The sequence below is a fragment of the Bradyrhizobium sp. UFLA05-112 genome (genome assembly GCF_053572325.1).
Genome location: NZ_JBANBK010000009.1, coordinates 113,854 through 129,614 on the forward strand (window position 1 = coordinate 113,854; position 15,761 = coordinate 129,614).

Below are 15,761 nucleotides of genomic sequence, written 5' to 3' on the forward strand. Positions count from 1 at the left end.
ATGTCAGCATTCGACTCGTTTCCGCTGGGGCAGCCGGCCTTCGTCACCAACGTCCTCGATCGCGCCGCGCATCTGCGCCTCAATGACGAAAAACTCTTCGCACTCGAACAGAACCCGTCGTCGCGCGCTTATGTGATCTACCGCGACTCGCTCCTGGTGAAGCGCGAGGGCGAGCGCGTCCGCGCCCTGCTCTCGATCGATGAAGCCACCAAATGCGGCGCCAATCCCGGCACGATCTTCCTGGGGCTGCGCGATGGCGCTGCGGTGTTCGGCATGGGCATGCCGCAGGCGGCGGCCGAAAAACTCATCGGCAGTGAGGACTATAGCGTGACCGAATTGCGCGGCATGGCCATGCAAGGCGCGATTCCGCCGCAGGAGCTGTCCGCGATCGCGATGGCGAAGTCGATGGTCACCTGGCATCAGCGCCACGGCTATTGTGCCAATTGCGGTGCGCGCAGCGCGATGAGGGAAGGCGGCTGGAAGCGCGAGTGTCCTGCTTGCAAGGTCGAGCATTTTCCGCGCACCGACCCGGTCGTGATCATGCTGGTCGCCTCCGGCGACAAGTGCCTGCTCGGCCGCCAGAAGCAGTTTCCGCCGGGCATGTATTCCTGCCTCGCCGGCTTCGTCGAGGCGGCCGAGACCATCGAGGACGCGGTGCGCAGGGAGATCTTCGAGGAATCCGGCATCCGCTGCACCGATGTGCAGTATTACATGACGCAGCCCTGGCCCTACCCGTCGTCACTGATGATCGGCTGCAGCGCACGCGCGTTGACCGATGAGATCACCGTCGACCACTCGGAGCTGGAGGACGCGCGCTGGTTCAGCCGCGACGAGGCCCGGCTGATGCTGACGCGGACGCATCCGGACGGGCTTGCCGGCCCGCACCCCTTCGCCATCGCCCATCATCTGGTCGGCCGCTGGTTGCAGGGCAAGGACGGCGTATAGCGGCGACCGCCGATGTCCGCCAAAACGATCGCGCCACGCATCCTCTGCATCGGCATCCCCGTGCGCGACCTCACCTTCCGCGTGGAAGGCGTGCCCGAGCATGGCAGCAAGGCGAACGCCACGCATCTGGAGGAGATCTGCGGCGGCAACGCGCTCAACGCCGCGATCACCATCGCGCGGCTCGGCGGCCGCGTCGCCTTCGCGGGACCGATGGGTGATGCGCAGGAAACCTCAAGTGGCTTCATCCTCGAGCGCATGGCGCAAGAGGGCATCGATGCCAGACACGTCGTGCGCATGCCGGGCCTGACGACGCCGGTCTCGGCGATCATGATCGACGCGAGCGGCGAGCGCACCCTCGTCATCTATCGCGATCCCAAACTCTGGACAGTGAAGCTGCCTGATGCCGACGCGCTGCTCGGCGATTGCGACGCGATTTTGGTCGAGAGCCGCTGCGCCGAATTCGCCCTTCCCCTCTGCGCCGAGGCGCGACGCCGCGGCATAGCCGTCATCGTCGGCGTCGACCGCGCGATGTCGCAAGGCGATGGCCTCTTCGCGGTCACCTCGCACATCCTGTTCGCCAGCGAGCAGTTGCAGGAAACGGCCGGTGTTGCCGACGACGGTGGAGCGCTGAAGACGCTTGCGAGGCTGACACCGGCATTCGTCGCCGCCACCCGCGGCCCGCGCGGCACGATCTGGCTGAACGAGCGGGGTGGGCTGGAGGAGACGGCGGCCTTTCCGGTTCATGCCGTGGATACGCTCGGCGCGGGCGACGTCTTCCATGGCGCGTTTGCCCTTCGCCTCGCCGAAGGCGTGGAGGCCCGGGAGGCGCTTCGATTCGCCGCGGCCGCGGCCGCGCTGAAATGCACTCGCTTTGGTGGCGGCCTCGCCGCGCCGCAACGCATTGAAGTTGAAGGGCTTTTGCTCGGAAGCTAACCAGCGCGGGCACCCTGTCGCCTGAATATCAGCTTGCTCTAGAAGATTTTTCTATATATGAGGGGTTTCGACCCCTGAAATGGAAAAAAGTTCCTCAAATGAGCGACCTCGCCGTCCAACTCCCAGAGACCAACCGCCGCCTCGACGCCATCGACCGCAAGATTCTGATGGTCCTCCAGGAAGATGCCTCCCTGTCGGTTGCCGAGATCGGCGACCGGGTCGGACTATCCTCCACGCCTTGCTGGAAGCGCATCCAGCGTCTGGAGGCCGATGGGGTGATCCTCAAGCGGGTGGCGCTGGTCGACCAGAACAAGATCGGGCTCGGCATTTCGGTGTTCGTGTCGGTCGAGAGCGCCGACCATTCGGAGGCCTGGCTGAAGAAATTCGCCGAGGCCGTCAGCGCTATGCCCGAGGTGATGGAGTTCTACCGCATGGCGGGCGATGTCGATTACATGCTGCGCGTCGTGGTCGCGGACATGCAGGCCTATGACGTCTTCTACAAGAAGCTGATCAGCGCCGTGCCGCTCAAGAACGTCACCTCGCGCTTCGCCATGGAGAAGATCAAGTCGGTCACCGCACTGCCGATCCCGGCGGTGGTGGCGGCTTAGGCTTCGAATCTCACCACAACGGAACTGTCATCGCCCGACTTGACCGGGCGATCCAGTACTCTGAGACGTTCGTTATTGAACCGAGAAGCCGCGGCGTATTGGATGCCCCGCCGGAGCCTGTCATCGGGCTCGCCGAAGGCGAGACCCGGTGGCGGGGCATGACAGCGGTGAAAGAGGCGGGAGCCTCGCTCAAATCTTCTGATTGTACTCGCCGACTTCCGGATGCGTGCGCAGCACGCTATTCACCATCTCGAACATGTCGTGCATGCGCTGCTCGGAGACCGGGCTTTCGACCACCACGACGAGCTCGGGCTTGTTCGAGGATGCGCGCACCAGGCCCCAGCTTCCGTCCTCCACCGTGACACGCACGCCGTTGACGGTGACGAGATCGCGGATCGCCTGGCCGCCGATCTTCGCACCGCCCTTCTGAAGACCTTCAAAGTGCTTCACCACGGCGTCGACGACGCCATACTTGGCCTCATCGGCACAGTGCGGCGACATGGTCGGCGACGACCAGGTTTTTGGCAGCGCGTTCTTCAGATCCGCCATCGTTTTACCGGGGGCGCGGTCAAGCATGTCGCAGATCGCGATCGCGGAGACGAGGCCATCATCATAGCCGCGTCCGAATGGTTTGTTGAAGAAGAAGTGGCCCGACTTCTCGAACCCGGCAAGCGCGCCCATCTCGTTGGTGCGGCGCTTCATGTAGGAATGGCCGGTCTTCCAGTAGGCGGTCTTCGCGCCCTGCTTCTGCAGCACGGGATCGGTGATGAACAGGCCGGTCGACTTCACGTCGACGACGAACTGCGCGTCCTTGTGGATCGCCGACATGTCGCGCGCCAGCATCACGCCGACCTTGTCGGCAAAGATCTCCTCGCCCGTATTGTCGACGACGCCGCAGCGATCGCCGTCGCCGTCGAAGCCGAGGCCGACGTCGGCCTTGTGATGCAGCACGGCGTCGCGGATCGCGTGCAGCATCTCCATGTCCTCGGGGTTCGGATTGTACTTCGGGAAGGTGTGGTCGAGCTCGGTGTCGAGCGGGATCACCTCGCAGCCGATCGCCTCCAGCACCTGCGGCGCGAATGCACCGGCGGTGCCGTTGCCGCAGGCCGCGACCACCTTGAGCTTGCGCTTCAGCTTCGGACGGTTGGTGAGATCGGCGATATAGCGCGCCGGATAATTTTCGTGGAACTGATAGGAGCCGCCGACCTTGTTCTTGAAATCGGCGCCCAGCACGATCTCCTTCAGCCGCGTCATCTCATCGGGGCCGAAGGTCAGCGGACGGTTGGCACCCATCTTCACGCCGGTCCAGCCATTGTCGTTATGCGAGGCCGTGACCATGGCGACGCAGGGCACATCCAGGTCGAACTGCGCAAAATAGGCCATCGGTGTCACGGCGAGGCCAATGTCATGCACCTTGCAGCCCGCCGCCATCAGGCCGGAGATCAGCGCATATTTGATCGAGGCCGAATAGCCGCGGAAATCGTGCCCGGTGACGATCTCCTGTTTGACACCGAGCTCGGCGATCAGCGCACCCAGCCCCATGCCGAGCGCCTGCACGCCCATCAGGTTGATTTCTTTCTGAAACAGCCAGCGCGCGTCGTATTCGCGAAAGCCTGTGGCCTTCACCATCGGCTCGGATTCGAAGGCATAGGTGTTGGGCAGCAGCGCGGATTTCGGCTTGGGAAACATCGAGACAATCTCGTTAATGGGCAGGAGGAATATACCGCAGGCATAGCGAATGCTCAGGCCGAGCGGAAGGCGGGATCGGCGGCTTATGGCGGATAATTGCGGCAGTTTGGTAACGGGGAAACCTTACCCGCCGCCCTTCAAATCAACGCAACAAAGCGAAATGAAGCCCGGAGCGACCCGCGCTATTGCTCCAGCACCATCTGGCCGTTGGCGTATTCGAAGCGCCTCAGCTTGGACAGAAAGGAAAGCCCGAGCAAATTCTCCGACAGCGCCTCGTCCGGCAACACCATGGCATCGACGTCGCGAACGATGAGGCCGCCGACGTCGAGCATGGCGATGCGGGTGCGCGCGCCCTTGATGGTGCCGTTGGCGGTGGCGACGCTGGCGTTGTAGTCGCCGCGCGACGGGCGCAGGCCGAAACGGGCAGCCGAGGTCTCATTCAGCGCCACCACGGAAGCGCCGGTGTCGACCATGAAGCCGATGCGCTGACCGTCGATGCGCCCCTCGGTCTGAAAGTGGCCGCGGGCGTCGGGCGGGATGCTGACGCTGCGATTGCTCGCTTGCGGCGCGGCCGCCTGCACTGCGGCCATCTGGCGCGGCGCCGAGGTGGCGGAGGCGGAGCTCATCTTGTCGGCCATCTGCGCCATGAATGTGCCCAGCCCAATCATGATGGCCGCGAAGATCATAATGTTACGCATGGCACCACTCGGAACCGAAAACACGATTTCAGCACGCTACGCGTCCCTCCGCGAGCGAGCTTGCGGCCGGGACGCCGCCATTTTGGCGAAAAGCGTGACGGAAGGGTTAATGCGACCGCGTGGCAACACCACAAAGCCCTCATCCTGAGGAGCCCGCGAAGCGGGCGCCTCGAAGGATGGCCGCGGGTACGAGCGGGGCCTGCATGGTTCGCCCGGCGATGCGCAGCATCGTCCGGAGACGCGCGTTCCGCGCTCCTCACCATGAGGGTCTGCCCCGGTTTACGTCCCGCGCGGCTTGGCACGCCGGGTCGGGAGCGCATTCGCTGGATCGTCCGGCCAGGGATGGCGCGGATACCGGCCGCGCAGGTCGGAGCGGACCGCGATGTAGCTACCACGCCAGAAGCCGGGCAGGTCGCGCGTCACCTGCACCGGGCGCTGTGCCGGAGACAGCAGTTCGAGAACGAGCGGCACCTTGCCGCCCGCGATGGACGGATGAGTGTTGAGGCCGAACAGTTCCTGGAGCCGGACGGCGATGGTCGGGCCCTGCTCGGCCTCGTAATCGATCGCGAGCATCGTCCCGGTCGGCGCCTCGAAATGGGTGGGCGCCTCGCGTTCGAGCCGTGCGCGCAGCTCCCACGGCAGCAGCGCCATCAGCGCCTCGGAGAGGTCGCCGGCGGCGACGTCCTTCAGCGCCGTCTTGTCGTAGAGCGCGGGCACCAGCCAGTCATCGCGCCGCGCGATCAAGGCGGCGTCGGACAGATCGGGCCAGCTCTCGCCTTCGGCCTTGCGCAGGAACATCACGCGGTCGCGCCATTGAATGGCGGCTTTCGACCAGGGCAACCGATCGAGACCGGCGGCAATCAGGCCGTCGGCGAGGAGGCGGGCCGTCGTCTCGGACGGCGTGAGCGTGAGCGGCGCCTCGGACAACGTGATGGCGTGCAGCGCACGTTTGCGACGTGCGCGCAGCGCCATTGCACCGCGATCGAAGGAAATCTCGTCCGAGGTTTCGATGTGCTCGGCGAAGTGACCTTCAATATCGTCCTCGCTGATCGGCGCGGCAAGCAGGATGCGTCCGCTCGCCGCCGTACCCGTCATCTCGGCCACCGCTATGTAGGGCGCGCGCGCAAGGGAAGACGTCTGCTCGACGGCCGCGCCGCGGCCGTTGGCGAGCACGAAGCTGCCGTTGCCGCGGTTGCGCGCAACGCGGTCGGGGAAGGCGTAGGCGAGCATGATGCCGGTGCGCAAGTCGCCCTGCCTCGGCGTCCCATTCTCCGATGACGCGACTTGCGAGGCCCAGCGTCGTGCGAGGTCGCGGGCGCTGGTGGCACGCGGTGAGCGGTCGCGGCGGAATTGGTCGAGACGATGGTCGAGATCGACGCTGTCGCCGCCGAGCCCGCGCTCGGTGAGGATCGCGGCGATTTCGGCGGCGGCCCCGCCGCTGCCAGCGCGATGCGAATCCACGATCATGCGTGCGAGCCGCGGTGGCAGCGCCAACGCGCGCAGGCTCTTGCCTTCCGCGGTGATGCGACCGTCGGCATCGAGCGCGTTGAGCTCGGCAAGCAGGCTGTTTGCCTCTTTCAGGGCGGGCTGAGGCGGCGGATCGAGAAACGAGAGCGCGGCAGGATCGCTGACGCCCCATTGCGCAAGATCCAGCACGAGCGAGGAGAGGTCCGCGCTCAGAATTTCAGGCTGCGTGTAGGGCGCGAGCGAGGCGGTCTGCGGCTCGTCCCAGAGCCGGTAGCACACGCCGGGCTCGGTGCGGCCGGCGCGGCCGCGGCGCTGATCGACCGCAGCGCGCGAAGCTCGCACGGTCTCTAGCCGCGTCAAGGCGATATCGGGCTCATAGCGCGGCACGCGGGCGAGGCCGCAATCCACGACGATGCGCACGCCCTCGATGGTGAGCGAGGTCTCCGCGATCGAGGTCGCCAGCACCACCTTGCGCGTGCCCTTGGGCGCCGGCGCGATGGCGCGGTCCTGCACGGCGGCATCCAGCGCGCCGAACAACGGCACGATCTCGATTGCAGCATCATGGATGCGTTCGGCGAGAAAGTTCTGCGTGCGCCGGATCTCGGCCGCGCCGGGCAGGAACGCCAGCACCGAGCCGGCGTCAGTGCGCAGCGTAGAGGCAATCGCATCCGCCATCTGCCGCTCCAGCGGGGCGTCCGCCTTGCGGCCGAGATAGCGCGTCTCGACCGGGAACGCACGGCCCTCGCTCTCGACGACGGGCGCTTCCCCCAGCAGCCTCGCCACCCGGGCGCCGTCCAGCGTCGCCGACATCACGAGGATGCGCAGATCCTCGCGCAGGCCCAATTGCGCATCGCGCGCCAGCGCGAGACCGAGATCGGCATCGAGCGAGCGCTCGTGGAATTCATCGAACAGGACGGCGGCAACGCCTGTCAGTTCGGGATCGTCGAGGATCTGGCGGGTGAAGATGCCTTCCGTCACCACCTCGATGCGGGTCGCACGCGAGATTTTCGAACCGAAGCGGACGCGATAACCGACGGTCTCGCCGGCGCGCTCGCCGAGCGACTTGGCCATGCGGTCGGCGCTCGCGCGCGCCGCGATGCGCCGCGGCTCCAGCACGATGATCTTCTTGTCCCTGGCCCAGGGCGCATCCAGCAGCGCCAGCGGCACGCGCGTGGTCTTGCCGGCACCAGGCGGCGCCACCAGCACGGCAGCATTATGCGCTTCCAGCGTGCGCGACAGGTCGTCGAGCACCGCATCGATCGGTAGGGGCGTGTCGAAGCTGCGAGCCAATATCCGGCATCCGTCATCGCCCGCCTCGTGCGAAATGGCGGACTAAAGAGGGCGATCCAGTAAACTCAGACCCTCGTCACCGACGAGGGTCGAGCATACTGGATACCCCGCCTTCGCGGGGTATGACAACAAGATGCGGCGATCAAACCTGCCCGGCGGGTCGTCCGACGCTCTCATAGACGAAGCCGGCGGCTTCCATGTCTTCGGGACGATAGATGTTGCGCAAATCGACCACGACCGGCTGCACCATGGTCTCCTTCAGCCGATCGAGATCGAGCGCGCGGAATTGCACCCATTCGGTGACGATGACAAGCGCGTCCGCGCCCTTGGCGCAGGCATACGCATCCTCGCAATATTCGATCGCCGGCAGCTCGTGCTTGGCCTGGTCCATGCCGACCGGGTCGTAGGCGCGCACCTTCGCGCCCATGTCGAGCAGTCCGGTCACCAGCGGGATCGACGGCGCATCGCGCATGTCGTCGGTGTCGGGCTTGAAGGTGAGACCGAGCACGCCGATGGTCTTGCCGCGCAGCGCGCCGCCAAGCGCGTGGCTGACCTTGCGCGCCATCGCGCGCTTGCGGTTCTCGTTGACGGCAAGCACGGATTCGACGATGCGCAGGCTCACATCATAGTCCTGCGCGATCTTGATCAGGGCCTTGGTGTCCTTCGGGAAGCAGGATCCGCCGAAGCCCGGGCCCGCATGCAGGAACTTGGTGCCGATGCGGTTGTCCAGGCCAATGCCGCGCGCGACCTCCTGGACGTTGGCGCCGACCTTCTCGGACAAATCGGCGATCTCGTTGATGAAGGTGATCTTGGTCGCCAGAAACGCGTTGGCGGCGTACTTGATCATTTCCGCGGTGCGGCGCGCGGTGAACATCAGCGGCGCCTGGTTCAGCGACAGCGGACGGTAGATGTCGCTCATCACTTTTCGGCCACGCTCGTCATTCGTGCCTACCACGATGCGATCAGGGAACTTGAAATCGCGGATCGCTGCGCCCTCGCGCAGGAATTCAGGATTGGACGCGACCACCACATCGGCCTTCGGATTGGTCTCGCGGATGATGCGTTCGACCTCGTCGCCGGTGCCGACCGGAACCGTGGACTTGGTAACGACGACCGTGAAACCGGAAAGCGAGGCAGCGATCTCCCGCGCGGCGGCGTAGACGTAAGACAAGTCAGCATGACCATCGCCGCGCCGCGACGGCGTGCCGACCGCGATGAACACGGCGTCCGCCTCCGCAACCGGCCCCGAAAGGTCGGTCGTGAAGCTCAGGCGCTTGGCCTTCACGTTGGTCTCGACCAGCGAGTCCAGCCCCGGCTCGTAGATCGGGATCTCGCCGCGGTGGAGCGCGGCGATCTTGCGCTCGTCCTTGTCGACGCAGGTGACGTCATGGCCGAAATCCGCAAAGCACGCACCGGAAACCAGCCCTACATAGCCCGTGCCGATCATGGCAATTCGCATGAAAAACCTGCCTGTCTTGGTTAACGCATGATGACGCTTTGGAGCGGTCTTAAAGCATTTTCAGGTCCGCGGGGAAGAGGCTGATCCCCAGAAAAACGGCAAGAAGACCGGCATGTGATTTGTACAGTAAAGGGGACCGAAACCTGCCGCCGGCATACTGTGCCTCGCTCTTGGGCGGTAAGCGCCTCGAAAAGGGACACCATGACACCAATTGGCACGATCGCGGCAAGCGGAGGCTCCAAGACCTCGCCGCCGGCGCGCGTCGATTGGGTCGATTATGCCAAGGGCATCTGCATCGTCATGGTCGTGATGATGCACTCGGTGATCGGGGTTGAGCTCGCTGCCGGCGAACCCGGGTTCATGCATGGTCTGGTCGCCTTCGCAAAGCCGTTCCGGATGCCGGATTTCTTCCTGATTTCGGGACTATTCTTGCCGCTCGTGATCGACCGCGACTGGCGAATCTATCTCGACCGCAAGGTCGTGCATTTCGCCTATTTTTATGTCCTCTGGGTGACAATCCAGTTTGGCTTCAAGGCGCCGGCTTTCGCAGCCGAAACGGGCTGGCGCGATGCGGGCCTTCTGTACCTCGAATCATTCATCGAGCCGTTCGGCACGCTCTGGTTCATCTACCTGCTGCCGATCTTCTTCGTCGTCACAAAACTGACACGACGAATCCCGCCGCTCGCGATCTGGCTCGCAGCAGTGCTGCTGGAGACGGCCCGCATCGCAACAGGATGGACCGCCATCGACGAGTTCTGCGCGCGCTTCGTCTATTTCTACTCCGGTTATCTGTTTGCCGATTACGTGTTCGCGTTGTCGGAACGCGCGCGCAGGCATCCCGCCGTTGCCCTTGCCGCGCTTGGCGCGTGGGCGCTCATCAATGCGGGTCTCGTCGCACGCGGCGCAAGCGAATGGCCGATGATCTCGCTTCTGCTCGGCTTCTCCGGAGCCGTCGCCATCGTAACGCTGGGCACGCTGCTCGCGCATTCGCGCTGGCTCAACTTTCTTCGGTTCTGCGGCGAGCATTCGATCGTGATCTATCTCGCCTTCTTCCTGCCGATGGCCGCGACGCGGACGCTGCTGCTGCGCACCGGCATCGTTCCCGACATCGGCATGATGTCGGTGATCGTCACCATCGTGGGCGTGGTCGGTGCACTCTTGATCTGGCAGGCCGCGCTGCGCATGCATGCGAACTTCCTGTTCGAGCGGCCGAACGCCTTCTGGGTCGCGCCGAAGAAGGCGGGGCCGGTGTTGCAGGCGGCGGAATAGTTTCTCGCTCCGCGGTCGTCGCCCGGCTCGACCGGGCGACCCAGTCTTCCAGAGACAGCGGTTATTGACCGATGGGCCGCGGCGTACTGGATTCCCCGGTCAAGCCGGGGAATGACAGTGGGGATAGCGGCGCCAGCAGCCCAAAAATCGCCCCTCCAAGGCTGTCAAATGCCGCAAAAATTCATACATTGCGGCCATGCCCAAAACCTCCCCGAAGACCACCGCCAAAGCTGACTCCAAGGCTGCTGCGCCCAAGGCGGCCGCCGAAACCAAATCCGCTGCTGCCAAGCCTGCTGCCAAACCCGTGGCGGCGAAGAGGGCCGCCAAGGGTGATCACGTCTTCCTGGTCGACGGTTCCTCCTATATTTTCCGCGCCTATCACGCGCTGCCGCCGCTCAACCGCAAGTCCGACGGCTTGCAGGTCAACGCCGTGCTCGGCTTCTGCAACATGCTGTGGAAGCTGCTCCGCGACATGCCCGCGGACAACCGGCCGACGCATCTGGCGATCGTGTTCGACAAGTCGGAAGTCACCTTCCGCAACAAGATCTATCCCGACTACAAGGCGCACCGGCCGCCGGCGCCGGACGATCTCATTCCGCAATTCGCGCTGATCCGCGAGGCCGTGCGCGCCTTCGACCTGCCCTGCCTGGAACAGGTGGGCTTCGAGGCCGACGATCTGATCGCGACCTATGTGCGGCAGGCCTGCGAGCGTGGCGCGAGCGCGACCATCGTTTCCTCCGACAAGGATCTGATGCAGCTCGTCACCGACTGCGTCACCATGTACGACACCATGAAGGATCGCCGTATCGGCATTCCCGAGGTGATCGAGAAATTCGGCGTGCCGCCGGAGAAGGTGGTCGAGGTGCAGGCGCTCGCCGGTGATTCCACCGACAACGTGCCGGGCGTGCCCGGCATCGGCATCAAGACCGCGGCGCAACTGATCGTCGAATATGGCGACCTGGAGCAGCTTCTGTTCCGCGCGACCGAGATCAAGCAGCCGAAGCGGCGCGAAGCGCTGATCGAGAATGCCGAGAAGGCGCGGATTTCGCGCCAGCTCGTGCTGCTCGACGACAAGGTCGATCTCGAGGTGCCGCTCGACGATCTTGCCGTCCACGAGCCCGACGCGCGCAAGCTGATCGCCTTCCTGAAGGCGATGGAGTTCACGACGCTGACCCGCCGCGTCGCCGAATACGCCCAGGTCGATCCCGCCGATGTGGAGGCCGATCCCGGCTACAAGACCGGCGCCAGCGTGTTCTCGCCACTGCCGCCCTCGGACGTCGTGCCGGCGTCGGAAGCTGGCGCAGCAGCGCAAGCTGCGCCCAAGGAGGCCAACAAGGCCGCCGGCAAGGAAGACAAGGCCGCCAGTCCCAAGGGCACGCCGGTCTCGCTCGCCGAGGCCCGCGCGGAGGCCGCGCGCAAGACCAGGATCGACCGCGCCAAATATCAGACGATCAAGACCCTCGACCAGCTCAACGCGCTGATCGCGCGCATCCACGATACCGGCCATGTCGCGATCGAGGTGAAGGCAAGCTCGGAAGACCCGATGCAGGCCGATATCTGCGGCATCGCGCTGGCGCTCGGCGCTGATGATGCCGCCTATGTGCCGCTGGCCCACAAGCCGCCGGGCGGCGGCGCCGGACTGTTCGACGCCGGGCTCGCACCCGACCAGGTGAAATTCGAAGCGGCCGTTGCCGCGCTGAAGCCAGTGCTCGAATCGAATGGCATCCTGAAGATCGGATACAATGCCAAGTTCATCGCGGTGCTGTTGGCGCAGGCCGGCATCACACTATGCAACCATGACGACGCGGAATTGATCTCCTATGTGCTCGATGCCGGCCGGGGCTCGCACGCGTTGGAATCGCTCGCCGAGCGCTGGCTCGGCCACGCTGTGCTGGCCGAAAGCGAGCTCGTCGGCAGCGGCAAGAACAAGCTCACCTTCGACCAGGTCGCGATCGACAAGGCGACCGAGCATTCGGCCGAGCGCGCCGATGTGGCCCTGCGCTTATGGCACGTGCTGAAGCCGCGCCTTATCGCCGAGCACATGACCGCCGTCTACGAGACGCTGGAGCGTCCGCTCACCAGCGTGCTCGCGCGCATGGAACGTCGCGGCATCTCGATCGACCGCCAGGTGCTGTCACGCCTGTCGGGCGACTTTGCCCAGACCGCGGCGCGGGTGGAAGCCGAGATCCAGGAGATCGCCGGCGAGCCCGTCAATGTCGGCAGCCCGAAGCAGATCGGCGACATCCTGTTCGGCAAGATGGGACTTCCGGGCGGCACCAAGACCAAGACCGGCGCGTGGTCGACGACGGCCCAGGTGCTGGATGATCTCGCCGAGCAGGGCCACGGCTTCCCGAAAAAGATCTTGGAATGGCGCCAGGTCTCGAAGCTGAAATCGACCTACACCGACGCGCTGCCGACTTACGTCAATCCGCAGACCCATCGCGTGCATACGACCTACGCGCTGGCAGCGACCACCACCGGCCGGCTGTCGTCGAACGAGCCGAACCTGCAGAACATCCCGGTTCGCACCGAGGACGGGCGAAAGATCCGCCGCGCCTTCATTGCAACGCCTGGCCACAAGCTGGTCTCGGCCGACTATTCGCAGATCGAGCTTCGGCTGCTCGCCGAGATCGCCGACATTCCCGTGCTCAAGCAGGCCTTCAAGGACGAGCTCGACATTCACGCGATGACCGCGTCGGAAATGTTCGGCGTGCCGATCAAGGGCATGCCGAGCGAAATCCGGCGCAGGGCCAAGGCGATCAATTTCGGCATCATCTACGGCATCTCGGCGTTTGGCCTTGCCAACCAGCTCGGCATCGCGCGCGAGGAGGCCTCCGCCTACATCAAGAAGTATTTTGAGCGCTTCCCCGGCATCCGCGCCTATATGGACGAGACGCGCGATTTCTGCCGGAACCACGGCTATGTCACCACGCTGTTCGGCCGCAAATGTCACTACCCCGACATCAAGGCATCCAACGCCTCGGTGCGCGCCTTCAACGAGCGCGCCGCGATCAACGCGCGCCTGCAGGGCACGGCCGCCGACATCATCCGCCGCGCCATGACGCGGGTGGAGGACGCGCTGGCGGCAAAGAAGCTCTCGGCGCAGATGCTGCTTCAGGTGCATGACGAATTGATCTTCGAGGTGCCGGATGCGGAGGTGGAGGCGACGCTCCCGGTCGTGCAGCACGTGATGCAGGACGCGCCGTTCCCGGCCGTGCTGCTCTCGGTGCCGCTGCATGTCGATGCCCGCGCGGCGACCAATTGGGACGAGGCGCACTGACGGCGGACACTTGATGAAGATCGCAACGATCTCCGGCAGCTTGCGCGCCGGTTCGAGCAATACGGCTGCGCTGCGCGCAGCGGCTCTGCTCGCGCCTGTTGGCGTCGAAGTCGTGGCCTTCGAAGGAATTGCGGACCTGCCCTTCTTCAATCCGGATCTCGATGGCGACGACGTGCCTGCCCCGGTCGGCGCAATGCGCAACCTCATCGGAAGCGTGGATGGCCTCCTGATCTCCAGCCCCGAATATGCCCGCGGTGTCGCCGGCGTCCTGAAGAACGCGCTCGACTGGCTGGTCGGAAGCCATGAATTTCCGGGCAAGCCGGTCGCCTTGATCAACACGTCGCCTCGCGCCACGCACGCGCTTGCTGCCCTCACTCTCACCTTGGAGACGATGTCGGCCCGGATCGCAGAGGACGCTTGCGTGACGCTGCCCCTGCTCGGCGGTGCCTGGGACGAGCGTAGCATCGCCGCAGATCCTGCAGTCGCGGCGCCGCTGCGTTCGGCGATGGAACGTTTTGCCGCGTTCGTCAGGAGCGTGCAGGCCGACGTGTCCTAATTAATGAATTGTCCTGCGTGCAATTGCGCGATAGCGGCGCGGACCCTCGCATATTAGAACCAGAGCATCTCCCGCACGGGTTCTACCGATGCCCCACACATCCTCCCTGCTCGGCTTCGCCCTCGTCTGCTTCGGCATCGCGCTGACGCCGGGGCCGAACATGATCTATCTGATCTCGCGCTCGATCACGCAGGGGCCCGCATCCGGCATCGTCTCGCTCGGCGGCGTGGCGCTGGGCTTCGTGTTCTACATGCTGTGCGCGGCGTTCGGCATCACCGCGCTGCTGCTCGCCATTCCCTTTGCCTATGACGCGCTGCGCTTCGCCGGCGCCGGCTATCTGTTCTGGCTCGCCTGGCAGGCGGTGAAGCCGGGCGGACGCTCGCCGTTTCAGGTGAAGAAGCTCGCCGTCGACAGCCCGCGAAAACTGTTCGCGATGGGGTTCGTCACCAACCTGCTCAATCCCAAGATCGCGATGCTCTATCTGGCGCTGCTGCCGCAGTTCATCGACCCCGCCGTCGGCAGCGTGCTGGCGCAGTCGCTGGTGCTGGGTGCGATCCAGATCGCGATCAGTGTCAGCGTCAACGCGATGATTGCGCTTGCGGCCGGCTCGATCGCGCTGTTCCTGGCGACCCGCCCGAGCTGGATGCTGGTGCAACGCTGGCTGATGGGCACGGTGCTCGCCGGGCTTGCCGTGCGGATGGCGGTGGAAGCGAAGCGGGTATAGCCGAGCAGCAAAGCACATGCTCGTGTCCCGGACGCGCTGCAGCGCTCCCCGGCGATCCGAAGCATCGTCCGGTGCGCTGCTGCGCAGAGCCAGGACCTAATTCCACATGGGCCCCGGCTCTGCAGTGCACCGCTAACGCGCTGTACTGCGTCCGGGGCACGAGAGCCGACTGGTCGACTAATCCAGTTTCGCCTCAATCCCGCGCTTCACCGCGGGGCGCGCCATCAGCGCCTCGTACCAGCGCTTCACGTTCGGAAAATCCGCCAGCTCCACCTTGTGGCGCGGGTGGCGCCAGGCCCAGCCCAGGATGGCGAAATCGGCGACCGAGAGATCGCCCGCGACGAAGTCGCGGCCCTCGAGGCGGCGATCCAGCACGCCGTAGAGACGGCGCGTCTCGGCCATATAGCGCTTCAACCCGTAGGCGCGGTCCTGCTCGTTCTCCAGCGCGATGAAGTGATGCACCTGGCCGGGCATCGGTCCGAAGCCGCCCATCTGCCACATCAACCATTCATAGACGGGAACGCGGCCGGCCAGCGATTTCGGGAGGAATTTGCCGGTCTTCTCGCCGAGATAGAGCAGGATCGCACCGGATTCGAACACGCTGACGGGCTTGCCGTCCGGCCCCTCGGGGTCGACGATCGCCGGGATCTTGTTGTTCGGACTGAGCTTGAGGAACTCGGGCGCCATCTGTTCGCCCTTGGTGATGTTGACCGGGAAGACCTTGTAAGGGAGCCCCATTTCCTCCAGCGCGACCGAAATTTTTCGGCCGTTCGGCGTATTCCAGGTGTGGAGCTCGATGGTCATTTGCCGGTTTCCTTCCCGCTTTGTCTGGCACCCCACTAC

The 15,761-nt window shown here is 65.0% G+C and carries 12 protein-coding genes; 7 read left to right on the forward strand and 5 right to left on the reverse strand.

Annotated features, from left to right (window positions below):
- The 3 genes from nudC (at nucleotide 1) to SO180_RS07850 (ending at nucleotide 2,486) form a co-directional block, all read left to right on the forward strand.
- Complete coding sequence (gene nudC, locus SO180_RS07840; RefSeq protein ID WP_449378233.1) at nucleotides 1-945, forward strand: NAD(+) diphosphatase; 945 nt, start codon at nucleotides 1-3, stop codon at nucleotides 943-945.
- Between the two features lie 12 nt (nucleotides 946-957).
- On the forward strand, nucleotides 958-1,878 hold the full coding sequence (locus SO180_RS07845) for a sugar kinase (RefSeq protein WP_449378234.1): 921 nt from the start codon (nucleotides 958-960) through the stop codon (nucleotides 1,876-1,878).
- A gap of 98 nt (nucleotides 1,879-1,976) precedes the next feature.
- Nucleotides 1,977-2,486: an Lrp/AsnC family transcriptional regulator gene (locus SO180_RS07850; RefSeq protein WP_027520825.1), complete on the forward strand. Its 510-nt coding sequence runs from the start codon at nucleotides 1,977-1,979 to the stop codon at nucleotides 2,484-2,486.
- 189 nt (nucleotides 2,487-2,675) lie between these two features.
- On the opposite strand, the gene SO180_RS07855 is transcribed toward SO180_RS07850, so the two are convergent.
- The 4 genes from SO180_RS07855 to SO180_RS07870 form a co-directional block, all read right to left on the reverse strand.
- Nucleotides 2,676-4,175 carry a phosphomannomutase/phosphoglucomutase gene (locus SO180_RS07855; RefSeq protein WP_449378235.1) on the reverse strand — a complete coding sequence of 500 codons (1,500 nt, stop codon included), beginning with the start codon at nucleotides 4,173-4,175 and terminating at the stop codon, nucleotides 2,676-2,678.
- A gap of 182 nt (nucleotides 4,176-4,357) precedes the next feature.
- Nucleotides 4,358-4,873: a TIGR02281 family clan AA aspartic protease gene (locus SO180_RS07860; RefSeq protein WP_449378236.1), complete on the reverse strand. Its 516-nt coding sequence runs from the start codon at nucleotides 4,871-4,873 to the stop codon at nucleotides 4,358-4,360.
- 279 nt (nucleotides 4,874-5,152) lie between these two features.
- Complete coding sequence (gene hrpB, locus SO180_RS07865; RefSeq protein WP_449378237.1) at nucleotides 5,153-7,630, reverse strand: ATP-dependent helicase HrpB; 2,478 nt, start codon at nucleotides 7,628-7,630, stop codon at nucleotides 5,153-5,155.
- 142 nt (nucleotides 7,631-7,772) lie between these two features.
- On the reverse strand, nucleotides 7,773-9,089 hold the full coding sequence (locus SO180_RS07870; protein WP_449378238.1) for a UDP-glucose dehydrogenase family protein: 1,317 nt from the start codon (nucleotides 9,087-9,089) through the stop codon (nucleotides 7,773-7,775).
- Between the two features lie 201 nt (nucleotides 9,090-9,290).
- Here SO180_RS07870 and SO180_RS07875 point away from each other — a divergent pair, with 201 nt between their 5' ends.
- From SO180_RS07875 to SO180_RS07890, 4 genes are all read left to right on the forward strand, one after another.
- Nucleotides 9,291-10,358: an acyltransferase family protein gene (locus tag SO180_RS07875; RefSeq protein WP_449378239.1), complete on the forward strand. Its 1,068-nt coding sequence runs from the start codon at nucleotides 9,291-9,293 to the stop codon at nucleotides 10,356-10,358.
- A gap of 196 nt (nucleotides 10,359-10,554) precedes the next feature.
- Entirely contained in the window at nucleotides 10,555-13,638 is a 3,084-nt protein-coding gene (polA, locus tag SO180_RS07880; RefSeq protein ID WP_449378240.1) for a DNA polymerase I, read from the forward strand.
- Nucleotides 13,639-13,651: 13 nt separating this feature from the next.
- Entirely contained in the window at nucleotides 13,652-14,194 is a 543-nt protein-coding gene (locus SO180_RS07885) for an NADPH-dependent FMN reductase (protein ID WP_449378241.1), read from the forward strand.
- Between the two features lie 88 nt (nucleotides 14,195-14,282).
- A complete protein-coding gene (locus tag SO180_RS07890) occupies nucleotides 14,283-14,918 on the forward strand; it encodes a LysE family translocator (protein ID WP_449378242.1) in 636 nt (211 codons plus the stop codon).
- A gap of 177 nt (nucleotides 14,919-15,095) precedes the next feature.
- On the opposite strand, the gene SO180_RS07895 is transcribed toward SO180_RS07890, so the two are convergent.
- On the reverse strand, nucleotides 15,096-15,722 hold the full coding sequence (locus SO180_RS07895; RefSeq protein ID WP_449378243.1) for a glutathione S-transferase family protein: 627 nt from the start codon (nucleotides 15,720-15,722) through the stop codon (nucleotides 15,096-15,098).
- Nucleotides 15,723-15,761: the final 39 nt, after the last annotated feature.

What these genes read in the sequence shown, in the direction of transcription:
- SO180_RS07885 (WP_449378241.1), top strand. Translation starts at nt 13,652, where the DNA reads ATGAAGATCGCAACGATCTCCGGCAGCTTGCGCGCCGGTTCGAGCAAT.
- SO180_RS07895 (WP_449378243.1), bottom strand. Translation starts at nt 15,722, where the DNA reads ATGACCATCGAGCTCCACACCTGGAATACGCCGAACGGCCGAAAAATT.
- polA (WP_449378240.1), top strand. Translation starts at nt 10,555, where the DNA reads ATGCCCAAAACCTCCCCGAAGACCACCGCCAAAGCTGACTCCAAGGCT.
- SO180_RS07855 (WP_449378235.1), bottom strand. Translation starts at nt 4,175, where the DNA reads ATGTTTCCCAAGCCGAAATCCGCGCTGCTGCCCAACACCTATGCCTTC.
- SO180_RS07890 (WP_449378242.1), top strand. Translation starts at nt 14,283, where the DNA reads ATGCCCCACACATCCTCCCTGCTCGGCTTCGCCCTCGTCTGCTTCGGC.
- nudC (WP_449378233.1), top strand. Translation starts at nt 1, where the DNA reads ATGTCAGCATTCGACTCGTTTCCGCTGGGGCAGCCGGCCTTCGTCACC.
- SO180_RS07860 (WP_449378236.1), bottom strand. Translation starts at nt 4,873, where the DNA reads ATGCGTAACATTATGATCTTCGCGGCCATCATGATTGGGCTGGGCACA.
- SO180_RS07850 (WP_027520825.1), top strand. Translation starts at nt 1,977, where the DNA reads ATGAGCGACCTCGCCGTCCAACTCCCAGAGACCAACCGCCGCCTCGAC.
- SO180_RS07875 (WP_449378239.1), top strand. Translation starts at nt 9,291, where the DNA reads ATGACACCAATTGGCACGATCGCGGCAAGCGGAGGCTCCAAGACCTCG.
- SO180_RS07870 (WP_449378238.1), bottom strand. Translation starts at nt 9,089, where the DNA reads ATGCGAATTGCCATGATCGGCACGGGCTATGTAGGGCTGGTTTCCGGT.
- SO180_RS07845 (WP_449378234.1), top strand. Translation starts at nt 958, where the DNA reads ATGTCCGCCAAAACGATCGCGCCACGCATCCTCTGCATCGGCATCCCC.